Annotated in this window: 10 protein-coding genes and 1 pseudogene; 4 read left to right on the top strand and 7 right to left on the bottom strand. The window is 50.1% G+C overall.

The features are described 5' to 3' along the window. Nucleotides 1-120 precede the first annotated feature (120 nt). Nucleotides 121-513: a VOC family protein gene (locus tag V4U84_RS16005; RefSeq protein WP_334074403.1), complete on the top strand. Its 393-nt coding sequence runs from the start codon at nucleotides 121-123 to the stop codon at nucleotides 511-513. Nucleotides 514-548: 35 nt separating this feature from the next. Then, on the top strand, nucleotides 549-1,289 hold the full coding sequence (locus tag V4U84_RS16000; protein WP_334074402.1) for a DeoR/GlpR family DNA-binding transcription regulator: 741 nt from the start codon (nucleotides 549-551) through the stop codon (nucleotides 1,287-1,289). 9 nt (nucleotides 1,290-1,298) lie between these two features. On the opposite strand, the gene V4U84_RS15995 is transcribed toward V4U84_RS16000, so the two are convergent. The 4 genes from V4U84_RS15995 to V4U84_RS15980 all read right to left on the bottom strand — a co-directional run bounded on the left by V4U84_RS15995 (nucleotide 1,299) and on the right by V4U84_RS15980 (nucleotide 6,147). Then, nucleotides 1,299-2,198 (bottom strand): alpha/beta hydrolase family protein, encoded by a 900-nt coding sequence (locus tag V4U84_RS15995; RefSeq protein ID WP_334074401.1) that lies wholly within the window; start codon nucleotides 2,196-2,198, stop codon nucleotides 1,299-1,301. A gap of 68 nt (nucleotides 2,199-2,266) precedes the next feature. Next, nucleotides 2,267-2,665: a helix-turn-helix transcriptional regulator gene (locus V4U84_RS15990; RefSeq protein ID WP_334074400.1), complete on the bottom strand. Its 399-nt coding sequence runs from the start codon at nucleotides 2,663-2,665 to the stop codon at nucleotides 2,267-2,269. 241 nt (nucleotides 2,666-2,906) lie between these two features. Beyond that, nucleotides 2,907-5,699: a glycoside hydrolase family 3 C-terminal domain-containing protein gene (locus tag V4U84_RS15985; RefSeq protein WP_334077532.1), complete on the bottom strand. Its 2,793-nt coding sequence runs from the start codon at nucleotides 5,697-5,699 to the stop codon at nucleotides 2,907-2,909. 277 nt (nucleotides 5,700-5,976) lie between these two features. Next, a complete protein-coding gene (locus V4U84_RS15980; protein ID WP_334074399.1) occupies nucleotides 5,977-6,147 on the bottom strand; it encodes a hypothetical protein in 171 nt (56 codons plus the stop codon). 154 nt (nucleotides 6,148-6,301) lie between these two features. On the opposite strand from V4U84_RS15980, the gene V4U84_RS15975 reads away from it, so the two are divergent. Beyond that, complete coding sequence (locus V4U84_RS15975) at nucleotides 6,302-7,204, top strand: aldo/keto reductase (RefSeq protein WP_334077531.1); 903 nt, start codon at nucleotides 6,302-6,304, stop codon at nucleotides 7,202-7,204. 144 nt (nucleotides 7,205-7,348) lie between these two features. Here the strand turns inward: V4U84_RS15975 and V4U84_RS15970 are convergent, their stop codons facing one another. The 3 genes and pseudogenes from V4U84_RS15970 to V4U84_RS15960 form a co-directional block, all read right to left on the bottom strand. Further along, a complete protein-coding gene (locus tag V4U84_RS15970) occupies nucleotides 7,349-9,985 on the bottom strand; it encodes a PAS domain S-box protein (RefSeq protein ID WP_334077530.1) in 2,637 nt (878 codons plus the stop codon). A 267-nt stretch (nucleotides 9,986-10,252) separates the two neighbouring features. After that, entirely contained in the window at nucleotides 10,253-10,876 is a 624-nt protein-coding gene (locus tag V4U84_RS15965; RefSeq protein ID WP_334077529.1) for a hypothetical protein, read from the bottom strand. A gap of 99 nt (nucleotides 10,877-10,975) precedes the next feature. Beyond that, nucleotides 10,976-11,113: pseudogene (locus V4U84_RS15960) on the bottom strand (SDR family oxidoreductase); the annotation flags it as partial. Between the two features lie 129 nt (nucleotides 11,114-11,242). Between V4U84_RS15960 and V4U84_RS15955 the strand changes: the two are divergent. Continuing rightward, nucleotides 11,243-12,265: a hypothetical protein gene (locus V4U84_RS15955; protein WP_334077528.1), complete on the top strand. Its 1,023-nt coding sequence runs from the start codon at nucleotides 11,243-11,245 to the stop codon at nucleotides 12,263-12,265. Nucleotides 12,266-12,282 lie beyond the last annotated feature (17 nt).

Below are 12,282 nucleotides of genomic sequence, written 5' to 3'. Positions count from 1 at the left end.
TTCCGCTTCACGGCAGATCGAGGGCTGATTTCCGCAAGCCGAAACAGCCCTCTCATCAGCTTGATCATAAGCGATATTACTTATATAATAAGTCATATCACTTATGAGGAGTTGAACCTGATGAAGATTGATCATGTTGCCATTTGGGTTGAAGACTTGGAGAAAATGAAGGAGTTTTATGTCACCTATTTCAACGGCCGTGCCAACGAAAAATACGTGAATCCCCGTACTTCCTTCTCTTCTTATTTTATTTCCTATGACGAAGGCTGCCGTTTGGAATTAATGCAAAGACCCGACATTAAGGAACCGAATCCCAATACCGTTGATGTTCAGGCTTTGGGCTTTATCCATATGGCCATCTCTGTCGGCAGCGAGGAGCAGGTTGACGCGTTGACCGCCCGCTTGAAAAACGACGGCTTTGCCGTGATCGGCGAACCGCGCTGGACCGGGGACGGCTGTTACGAAAGCGTCGTGTTGGACCCTGAAAATAACCGGGTTGAAATTACGAGCTAACCTTTCGCATGACAGGCTAAAAGGAGGCGGTGCCAATGGACCAGGAAACCAGGTTGTCCCTCATTGAAGACATGACCAAAACAATGGCACTCGTGACTGTGCAGAACATCTGCGATACATTCCAGGTGTCGCGGGATACGGCAAGACGTGATTTGGTCAAGCTGGAGCAGCAAGGCCGAATCACCCGAACCCGGGGAGGTGCCGTCTCCTCAACGATCCAAACTTATGTCCGGCGAAAAGAAGACAGCGGAGACATCAAACGAAAGCTGGCGCAGGCGGCCTCACCTCTTCCGAAAGACGGGGATCTGCTGTTTATGGATTCATCCACTTCGGTAGCCCTCCTGGCCGAGTTTATCGGAGACCGCGCCTTGACCATTGTGACCCACTCCCTCCATATCTCCCAGGCCTTCAGCCATTTGCCGAAGGTGGAGCTGGTACTTCTGGGAGGCCGGCTCCATCCCCGGGATCAGTATGTATACGGATCGTCTGCGCTTGACGCATTGGACCAGTATCGGGCGGATTGGTTTTTTACCGGCGCATGCGGGATCGAGGAAGGCGAGATTACCGGAGTTCACTGGGAAGATGCGCTGATCAAGCGAAAAATGATCGCTCGATCACGAAACGTAATCATGCTGGCGGATCATTCGAAATGGAATGTGGACTTCCCTTACAAAGTTGGGCGGCTTGAAGAAGTGGACATTCTGTTTACGGACCGGGAGCTGCCATTGACTGCGGGCACTGCTTCAAAACCTAAAGAAATTTATGTTGTCCCTTAATTTTCTCAATCAATGATGGGGCCATAAAAAGTCCAGCACTCGAGCATTTAATACCTGATGAAAGGCCGGTCGATCAAACCCCGGGGGATCTGTTGCCGGTAGAAATGCAGGATGCCTCATCTTTTCGGGAAACGGACTTAAAAAGGAGAAATGGCCCGCTCCATGAATCACGGCAAATTCCACTTTGGAACGGTCCTTGACTCCCTCCAGAATGATTTGGCTGTGGAAGTGCGGAGTATAATCATCTTTCTCGGCTGCGAGCAGCAGGATGGGAAGATGAACTTCGTCCAATGCGTTGGGCTTTCGAAACCATACCGAGGCGGGTGCCAGTAATACCAGGGAACGAATGCGCGGATCTGCGGCGACGGCAATTTGTTCAGCGATTCCATTCGGGGATTCGTGAGGAAAGGATGTCGGCTTCCCTCCGGCCGCCGCCAAAGCCGTGTACCCGCCCATAGAATGCCCGATCACCGAAACGGTATCTGAGTTAATAGAATCGGCGCACCATTCGCTTTCATAAAAATAATCGATGGCCCGAGTCAGATGGCGCGGGCGTATTGTTAAGTTCTCCACCGTTCCATCCAGCGAGTTATCGTTTCGGTTATTAAAGGGATGCTCGGGTACACCCACGATATATCCATGACTCGCCAAATGCATGGCCAGCGTCCGGTAAACCCAGAGCGAACCGCCGCTTCCGTGGGATATTATAACCAGCGGATATCTCCCGGACGCAGGCTTAGCATCAAGGGCCACCTCCAGGCTAAACGGCCCCATTTGCTCTATTTTTCCCGGGGTGTTCGAAGGATACATAACCAGCATCGGGAAAGCCGTTTGGGCATGAGGATCCACTACCTCGACTTGCTTTAAACCTACAAACCATTCCTTTTGATTAACGTGATTAATAATCACCCATTCAACTCCTTCATGTCATTAATTACTCGCCGTTCACTTCTGTTCCGCCTTGCGATAACTGCGATTTAAATGCATATTGGAATATACAGATCGATTTCCGATGCATGATGCGTCGGCCGCCGATACGTCGTATCTTTCAGGTCGGTCTGCCTGCGGAATTGTCCGGGCGGTATACGGAACATCCTCTTGAAAGCCCGGGTAAAAGCCTCCTGCGATTCAAACTGATACTTCACGGCAAGGTCGATAATTCGGATCTCCGAATCGAACAATTCGCCGGCCGCGTGCGTCAACCTCCGTTTTCTGACGTAATCGGACACCGTGTTCTTGGTCAGCAGCTGAAAAATTCGGTGAAAATGATACGGAGAAAAACCGGCATTCCGGGCGATGTCCTCCATTTTAAGCTCCTTCTCCAATCGTTCCTCAATAAAATCTATCGCTTTTTTTACGGCGTCGAAATAGCTCATTTTTATCCTCCCGGGTACAGGTATTACTTTAATCGAAAACCCGCATGATTGTTTTGATTTTTTTGCGGAATGGAATGGATCAGACGTATTTCAAGGCCCTATTTCTTCTAAAAAAAGCAGATACAGGGATAAATCTCCTGCATCTGCCACAATAAGACCTTTTTAGACTGTTAGCACGGACGTTGCATCGAACCTGTACAATGGTGTTGGAGGTAACGAGCCTTGATGCAGCTCCAGTCCGTTAGCCTTGTACCGGTTTAAATTCGATCCAGTCGATTTGAATCCCCGGTTTGATGAATTCCAGGGTCATCTCGTATAAACCGGCTTCCAGCTTCACCTTCACCAGTTTTTGTCTCACCCAGTCGCCTTCCGTTCCGTTCGTTTGTACGGTCGTCATCAGGTCGCCGTTCAGCAAAACATTGCAGGCGCTTTGCGCCAAATTGGAATCCGGTGACATCACATTGACGATGATCCGGTATTCGCCGGCTTGCTCGGCCCGGAACAACGTCGAACCGGCCGCAACGGGCTTGACTTGCGTGTTTTGATCCAGGGATTGCGCCCGTTCCCCGGCAAGCGCTGGATTGGCCTTGAACGAATGGACGGTCTCCACGATCTCTTGCTTCCGGAAGAAGACCGGCGCCTGCATCAGAAACTCGCAAATATTGATGGCGCTGCGCTGCAGTTCCCCGCGCGTGAGCGTGCCGTTCTCCAGGGATTCGAGCGTATTATCGTCCCAAGCATTGATTTCGGCGCCATAATTGCTGACCACCATATACAGATCGTTTTGGGCCCGAACCATCCAGTTCGTGTACTTCCGATCCGCCGGTCCGCCGTTGGCCGTGTCATTCATAATGGCCCACCAATCCGTCATGACAATGCCTTTGAAGCCCCATTCCTTGCGTAAAAGGGTAGTGTTCAAATCATAGTTCGACGCCGACCAGTGTCCGTTGATCGGGTTGTAAGCGGTCATCACGGAGTTGGCGCCGCCTTGTTTCACCGCGATTTCGAAGCCTTTCAGGTAGATTTCGCGAAGCGCTCGCTCGGATACGACCGCATCCACTTTGCTGCGGTGCTTCTCCTGATTGTTGCAGGCGAAATGCTTCAGTGTGGCATTCGAGCCGCCTTTCTTGATGCCCCGCGTGCAAGCGGTGGCAAACCTCCCGGTGACCAGCGGGTCCTCCGAGAAATATTCGAAATTCCGCCCGTTCAGCGGACTCCGCCGGATATTCAGCCCCGGTCCAAGCAGCGCATCAATATCATTGCTGACCAGTTCCTGCCCTTCCATGATATAAAGTTCTTCCACCAGGTCTACGTCCCAAGTCGCGGCCAGCAAAGTTCCGATTGAAACCTGGGTCGCCTTCAAACCGCTGTCCATGCGGATGCCGGACGGACCATCGGCCGTACTAGCTACCGGAATGCCGTAGTTAAACAAAGCGTCGCTTACGCCGCCGAAGGCCGAAGCCGTCCCCGGAGTCACAAGGGGGCTGCTCATCCCTTCGCCTCGGACAATGGTGGCCAAGTCCTGATCGGAAAGCTGGGCGATAAAATCCTCCATGCCGACCTTTCCGTCGTAGACATCCCTTAATTTGTAGCCGCGGTTTCCGGTTTGTTCAATCGTTTTGGGAAGGTTGTTCTGAATGCGGTCCGCTAAAGAGATTTTTCGTTTCGGCGCCTCTTCGCAAACGAGCTCGTACGATCCGTCCGCCTTTCTGGCGCCCGGTTTCATGCGTTGGTAGCTCTCGGTGGGAGCCAGAGCTTCCTCCAACTGCTCCACGACTTGAAGACGGTCCAATGTATAACCTTGTTGCCCGCCCACAGGGATAGGCGAAAGCTTTTTGACGCTGTTGCCCACATAAATCAAATAGGTTCCTTCCTCCAACACATAGGCGGAAGGATGTCCGGTCACACCGCTGTCATCATAAGAAGCCATGGCGCCGATTGGAAAGCTGAGGGTCAGGCGCTGCGATTCCCCGGGCTGCAGCAGTCCGGTTTTTCCGAAAGCGACCAACACGCGGGCCGGCTTGCCGAGCTTGCCCTGAGGGGCCTCCGCATAGACCTGCACGACCTCTTTCCCCGCATAAACCGCACCTGTATTTTTTACGGTAACACCGATTTCAAGGCAGCCCTCTCCATCCTGATCAACCCGCTTCGCTGCTTCCGGCTCGATTTGAAATTCCGTGTACGACATGCCATAGCCAAACTCGAACTGTACGCGGTCCGGGCAAAAGGTTTCAAAATACCGGTAACCTACGTAAATGTCCTCTTCGTACAGATTTTTAAATTCATTGCCGTAATTGCGGGTCGAGGGATAATCTTCGATAGAATAGGCGATCGTATCGGTCAGCTTCCCGCTAGGAGTCACTTCGCCCACAAGCACGTCCGCAACCGCGTTACCGCCTTCCATCCCGCCGTGCCAGGCGTAAATGACGGAAGATATCGGGTGAACATACCCCGCATCGTCCAGCCAACTCATGTCGATGATATTCGACACATTCAACACCACGACGGTCTTCTCAAAATGAGCCGTAACCATCTGAAGCATCTCTTTTTCTTGGGCCGTCAATTGATAGCTTCCGGATTCGTTGGCGTTATCCTGATCCTCTCCGGCGGTCCGGCCGATCACAATGACCGCCTTGTCCGATTTCTGTCTGGTTGCGGCAACAAGTTCCCCGGTCAAAGGCATCTCCTTCTGATACCACGGCTCCGCCGCCCAGCCGCCGCCGCCGTTATCGAACGGGTTTGCTTCGATCCACTTCTCATATACTGACGCCAATTCTTCGTTGACCGAAATGCCCTTCTTGCTGCGCAGACCATCCAACAAATTGGTCGTATACGGTACGTTTACACTACCGCCCGACCCCGTACCGCTGCGGTAGTAATTCACTTGAACTCGTCCAAAGATCGAAACCCTTTCGCCCTTTTGAATCGGAAGAACTTGTCCGTCATTTTTCAAAAGCACCGCTCCGTCCGCGGCAACCTTCCTGCTGAATTCCGCGAAGCCCTTCAATGGAATGCCCAGTTTCTCTGTGTTCAACATATTCCCTCCACTATTGTCATCTGCTCTGTATTTTCGGGCTTTCGATCCCTATGTATCCTCCGGGACTAGCCCCGTTTTATAGCTGTAACCTCTCTCCATTATTCTCAATATTGAAAACATTTTCAAGAGGGAAATCGTTTTCCGACGAGATTTATGGCTCTTTTCCCTTAAAAATTCCTATATTTTTAACGTTTTTTACCTTGACAAACCAAAACTGGCCACCCCTAGCGGGGCGGCCATTGCGGTTTTGCTCACGAAGTTTTTGAAGACAGGATCAGGAACGGTTATCCGCGGAATTGTCGCTCTTTTCCCTTACCTGGTCGGATGGATAGGTTGTAATGTCGTCTTGGTCCGGCATAAAACCGGTCTTCGTATGCGGGCTTGTATCCTCGTAAATCGTGTTGGGATCGCCGTCGGTTTCATCGGTTGTGCGATTATGCGGCATGCACAGCCACCTCCTTTTGAGCATTATCCTCCCCGAAATTTAGATTTTGATGCGATAACGACGATCAGAATCGGACCCGGCCATTCTTTTTTTCCGGAAAAGAATGGTATGATAGACCGGAAAGTTTATCTGGCGCATTAGGGGAGTGACCACAGTGAAGAAGAATCGATTAGGCAATTCCGATTTGATGGTAAGCGAGATCGGCCTGGGCTGCATGTCCTTGGGGACAGAGGAAAGCAAAGCCGTTTCGCTGATTCATGAAGCTTTGGAACGGGGGGTCAATCTGCTTGACACTTCCGATTTGTATGACAGCGGCCGGAACGAAGAACTTGTCGGCAAAGCGATCCGGGGACGCCGCGATCGGGTGGTCCTGGCCACCAAGGTGGGCAACCGCCGGATTCCCGGTCAGGAAGGCTGGGTCTGGGATCCTTCCAGAGCTTATATTTTATCCGCAGTCAAAGATAGTCTTCGCAGACTCGGGACGGACTATATCGATTTGTATCAGCTGCATGGAGGTACTATTGAAGACCCGATCGATGAAACGATCGAAGCGTTCGAACAGCTAAAACAAGAAGGCGTAATACGGGAATACGGCATATCCTCCATCCGGCCCATTGTGATTCGGGAATATGTTTCACGCTCTTCAATCATCAGCGTTATGAACCCTATCAGCATCTTGGATCGCAGGGCCGAAGAGACCGTTCTCCCTGTTCTTCAGGAGAAAAGGATCAGCGCGATTGCGAGAGGCCCGCTGGCGGGCGGGGCTTTGGCTGCCGGCCGGGAACCGGCCAAGGGCCTGCCGGACTACGAGCTGGCCGAGCTGCAGGAGCTGCGCTCCCGGCTGAAGCGGTTGGAGACGCCAGGCCGGAATCTCACGCAGTTGGCGATCCGCTTCACGCTCACCCAGCCGGCCGTCGCGGCCGCCATCCCGGGTGCCAGCTCCCGCGAGCAGTTGCTGCAGAACATCGCCGCTGCGGATGTGCCGGAGCTGAACGAGGAAGAGCTTCAACTGATCCGGCAATGGAGCAAAAAGAACCTGTACCATCAGCACCGGTAGTAATCGGGCGCAAACGAGGGGATATGCCCGCGGAATCCATGACTTATACCGGTTGTGCCCGGCCTTGAAACTGATGCAGCGGAGCAAAAGAAAACGCCCGCTTGGATTTCCAACAGCGGGCGCTTTCTTTGAAGTAACCGGATCTTATAGCCGGATATTTGCTTTTTTCTTGTTATTCACTTCCTCGATCAGCGGCAAAACCGATTCATTTCGAATAGGTTTGCTCACATAATTATCCATTCCCGCTTCCAGGCATCTCTCCTTATCCCCTCTTAAGGCGTTTGCGGTAACGGCCACGATATAGGGGCGATCTTTTTCGGGCAGCGATTCCTTAATCAGTCTCGTAGCTTCAAACCCATTGAGCTTGGGCATATGCACATCCATAAATACGATATCGTAACGGGTGCGCTTCACGGCCTCCACCGCCTCCTTACCGTTGCCCACACTGTCGACGAGATGGCCCTTTTTCTCGATCATTTTTCGGAGAACCAGTTGATTCACTTCGTTATCCTCCGCGATCAGAATCCGCAAAGTATCGTTGCTTCTTCTTTCCCGCAGCTGTTGATACGAACTGATCTCCTCGGACGTTTTCGTTTTAAACCAGGCCGTAAACACAAAAGTCGTCCCCGGTTCATCACTCTCGTCAATCCAGATGTCCCCGCGCATTAACTGAACCAGTTTCTTGCTTATGGCGAGCCCCAGTCCCGTGCCCTGAGGTGTCCGCGTCATAAAGTTATCCAACTGGTAAAACGGTTCAAATAAATGTCCCCGCTTTTCCCTGGGAATGCCGATGCCCGTGTCCTTCACCTTGAATCGGAACTGGACGTCAAAATTCTGAACATCGGCAAGCAGCACCTCGATGTCCACACGCCCTTCCACGGTAAACTTTACGGCGTTGCCGATGACATTCGTCAAAACCTGCTTCAGCCGGTAAGCATCCCCGAATAGAGGTGTCGATATGTTGTCATCCCATGCTAAATGAACTTTCAAATTTTTATCGCGAATCAAGGGCTTCACCATATCGATCGTCTCGTGAACGACAGTTTTCAGATCAAAAGGTCCCTCGACCAGGTCCGTTTTGCCGGACTCGATTTTGGAAAAATCGAGGATGTCGTTAATGATCGCAAGCAGCGATTCCCCGCTCTTCTTGATAATCTCGATATATTCCTTTTGTTCGCTGCCGAGCCCATCGGTTTCCAGAAGCAAATCGGTCATCCCGATGACTCCGTTCATCGGCGTGCGGATTTCATGGCTCATCATCGCCAAAAACTCACTTTTGGCCTGACTCATGCGTTCGGCGGTCTCCTTCGCGATCAGGAGCTTTTTCTGTTCGGTAATGTCCTTGGCAATCAGGTAATATCCCACATTTTTCTTATTGATGATAATCGGAGCCAGGGTGGCCAGCACTTCCGTTTCATGTCCATTCACATGCAGGATTTTGTTGATTTCCTTCTCCGCCAGTTCATATTGCCCGTTCTGAATAAGCCGATAGTTCTCCTTGCCGATAAACCGGGAGATACTGGTCCCGGCCATTTCGGGCACCGGGCAACCGGTCATATTAATCGCAACAGGATTGGCGTTCATAATATTTCCCTTCATATTGAAGGAAATAATCGCATCATGATTGTATTTCTTGAGGGAGGTATACCGTTCAACGGATTCCTGCAGTTTAAATTCAACCAGCTTGCGCTCCGTAATGTCCTGTAGTGTCCCGTTGATCCGAATGGGCCGGTCGTTTTCGTCAAACGTCACAACTCCGCGCAAATGCAAGTGTTTCTCGTTGCCCTCTTTATGAACATAGCGATATTCGAAATCCAGCGGCTCTCCTTTTTTGGCCCATTCGATATGTTCCCTTAGCCGTTTTCCGTCCGCCGGGTCAATAAGCTTGTAAATATCGGACGAGCGTAAAGGTGCCGGGCTGCGCTCGAGTTCAAAGATTTCGAAAATCTGGTCGGAACAAGAAATGTAGTCGTTAACCATATCCCATTCCCAACTGCCGATGGAAGCGATTCGTTCGGCTTCCGCACTGATTTCTTCGTGCTTCTTCCGTTCCGAAATGTCCCGGCCGATCGCAAGGATTTTTCCCTGCTCGGCATCTCCAATCATTTTACACGTCGCTTCAATCCACAGATAATGCCCGTCTTTATGGCGCAGTCTAAACCTGAGAAGTTTAACGCCCGTGAAATTTATATTCTTGATGCGCTCCAGATCCTGGGGATGAAAAACCTCGAAATTCTTCTTCCCTATAACATCATTAATTGTCATTCCAAGCAGTTGTTCAACAGATGGCGAGCAGAACTGACATACCCCATCCGGAGAGGCGATGTAAATAAGTTCCTGGGCATTGGCCGATATCAATTTGAAGATTTCTTCGTTGTAAACCATCTTCTGTTCGATCGCTTTACGGTCGGAAATATTCACGACATGGCATATAAAATAAAGCGGTTCGTTCGTTTGTTCAGCCCGAACCAGGGCTACATGCAAGGAGATCCAGAGAGTCTGGCCATCCTTTCTGACATAACGCTTCTCATATTGATATCCCTTAGATTTTCCTTCCAGCAATCCGCAAACATAATCAAAGTCGCCCGCCAAATCGTCAGGATGGGTAATATCCTGATAAGTCATCGTAAGAAGTTCTTCGCTCGTATACCCAAGCATTTGACAGAAAGCGGGGTTCGCTTTCGTCCATTGCCCTTTAGGAGAGGCAAGCGCAATCCCAATGGGTGCCTGTGTATAAATTTGTTTGAACAACTCATGATGATTGACCCTTTGAACCTGCATCAGACGCTCTCCTTTTGCCTAAGCTCAATTTATAAAAACGGAGGAGCCAAGCCAAATCTAAAATTTGCGCCTAGCTCTTCCGTTTATGCTTCAATCGTTAAAATTACGCACTCTCCAGTTAAATACCCTATTTCTCGGTAAATGAATCTAAAATTTTAACCATTTTTCTTTCCAATGATATAAAAGCCCCGCGAAGGCCATCGGTTGAAGTACGGTAGAACTAAAAAAACGAGAAGGCTAGGGGAAATTCCTTAGCCCTCTCGCTTTTTATAGTCCGCTGCTGTCGCTGGTTTCATAGCCATAGTCGATCGTTTCCGTGGTACCGTCATCGTATTCCAGAAGAATCTTGTCGATTTTTATCGTATGTAAGGCGCCCTGATATGTAAAAAGATCAAATAAAAGCAGGGTTTCGTCAGGTTTAACCGGACCGACGACTTTTAGCTTAAATGTGCTTTCGTCCGACATTTGATCGTACGATGGATCCCCTACAGGGTTGAAAGTGCTGATTACGACGGTGTAGTAATTAATCGTTTTCCCGGTCAAATTTTTAGCTTCCCAAGTCAGCTTGACGCCATCGGCGCTATTAATGCTGTAATTGAACGTAAGCGGCTCGCCGATCTCTCCCCCGGTTACCACTTTGGCCGAGTTAGAATCCCCTTGCTTTTGCTTAGCATCAGCGGAGTTCTGCTCGCTCTTCGCTGAACCGGAGTTTGTGTCGGATGCTCCCGCATTCGTGCCGGTTTCCTTTACGCCGGCGGTCCCGGTGGCTTCCTCCGCTGCCGCCGGCTTCCCGAACACATTCTTCTGAATGGTCGGCGCCGCATAAATCCCGGCGAGAAAGGAGATCATCATCGCCATCATAATACTGAGAATCATATTAAATTTCTTCATGTACCTCTCCTTGCTGGATAATTGGTAATACTACCACATTAACACAAGGACCTTCGACCTAACAACAGATTTTTAGGCCATTGAACCTATCAAAAATCACTAGACTGCCGTATATCCCCCGTCGACCATTAAACTTGTGCCTGTAATAAAGGAGGCATCGTCACTTGCTAGAAACAAAACCGCCTTGGCCACTTCTTCCGCCTTTCCCAGCCTCCCCATGGGATGAAGTCTTGAAATCTCTGCATCAATAATTTCTCCCCTCATTTCTAACCACACATTTTCTCGTGTGTAGTATGCAACTTTTCCCATCGAATGGACGTTTATTGCTTTGTGAGATTTTACAGAAAGTACAGGAGGATGTTACACATGCAAAAAAAATGGAGATCCATCACACTTACCACCACAATCATCTCTCTTCTGCTCTCTAGCGCACCCCTATATGCCGATACTCCGGCCCGGACTGATTATCAGCAGAGCATTTCGGCCGTTGAACTGGATCAAGACGTCACCCTGCGACTAACGAATGTTTTAAACAAAGTCGCACCGGAACAACAAATTCAGTTTACGAGCGTAGATAAGACAATCGAATCGATGTGGCAAATCAACGGGACCTTAACCGGTAAAGCGGATGCGGAGTTTATTCAGCAATATGACCCAAAAAAGGGGCGGGTCGAGTCCACCACCGTGTACTACAAAGCGGAGGGGTTGAAGCAGGTTTTGGATCCGGCGTTACAGACCGGCGTCTCCTCTTTTTTGAAAACCTTTGATACTGGAAATGTCTTCAAGCCCGAGGCGTTATGGCGGGTTTACTTTCCATACCAGGATAATGAACCCCGCAATTATTGGGTGATTTGGGGGACAAACCAAAGTCTGGAAATCGATTTGGACCGCAACAGCCAACTCACGGCCAGAATTTCAACCCCGATCAGCAGCGCTAATTCGAAATTAACGAACCAGGCGAATCGGGCACTAAAATCCTTGGGGATCACCAAGATGACCGCCTTTGATTATGTGGTCAAGTATAAGCAAGGGGAAACGGAGTTTTCATGGATTTATCGTGACGACAATGATTTGAACCGGGTTGTCATCGGAGCAAAAACAGGAAAAATCTGGGCTGTGGTCAATGAATTCGGCAAGGATTGGGCCGATGACAAGGACTTTGCAAAAACCTTCGCCAAACCGAAGCTCTCCAAGAACCAGGCGCTCACTGTGGCCAAAGCTAAAGCGTCCTCTCTGTTTGGTTTGAATATCAAGGGTTATAACGTCAGCATCAAGAACAATGAGTACACGTTTACAAAGAAAGGCGCCTCTACCCTACTTGGTAAGATCAATAAAAAGGGGAAATTCTATTCCTGGGAGCTTATCCCCACGAATGGCGTAAGGTCCTGATTATTTGGCCGGCTTAA

The sequence above is a fragment of the Paenibacillus sanfengchensis genome, assembly GCF_036864765.1.
GTDB classification, from domain to species: Bacteria; Bacillota; Bacilli; order Paenibacillales; family Paenibacillaceae; genus Fontibacillus; species Fontibacillus sanfengchensis.
The sequence above is the reverse complement of the archived record's forward strand: the minus strand, read 5'-3'. Positions and strand labels throughout refer to the sequence as shown.

What these genes read in the sequence shown, in the direction of transcription:
- V4U84_RS15965 (WP_334077529.1), bottom strand. Translation starts at nt 10,876, where the DNA reads ATGAAGAAATTTAATATGATTCTCAGTATTATGATGGCGATGATGATC.
- V4U84_RS15980 (WP_334074399.1), bottom strand. Translation starts at nt 6,147, where the DNA reads ATGCCGCATAATCGCACAACCGATGAAACCGACGGCGATCCCAACACG.
- V4U84_RS15990 (WP_334074400.1), bottom strand. Translation starts at nt 2,665, where the DNA reads ATGAGCTATTTCGACGCCGTAAAAAAAGCGATAGATTTTATTGAGGAA.
- V4U84_RS15970 (WP_334077530.1), bottom strand. Translation starts at nt 9,985, where the DNA reads ATGCAGGTTCAAAGGGTCAATCATCATGAGTTGTTCAAACAAATTTAT.
- V4U84_RS15955 (WP_334077528.1), top strand. Translation starts at nt 11,243, where the DNA reads ATGCAAAAAAAATGGAGATCCATCACACTTACCACCACAATCATCTCT.
- V4U84_RS16000 (WP_334074402.1), top strand. Translation starts at nt 549, where the DNA reads ATGGACCAGGAAACCAGGTTGTCCCTCATTGAAGACATGACCAAAACA.
- V4U84_RS16005 (WP_334074403.1), top strand. Translation starts at nt 121, where the DNA reads ATGAAGATTGATCATGTTGCCATTTGGGTTGAAGACTTGGAGAAAATG.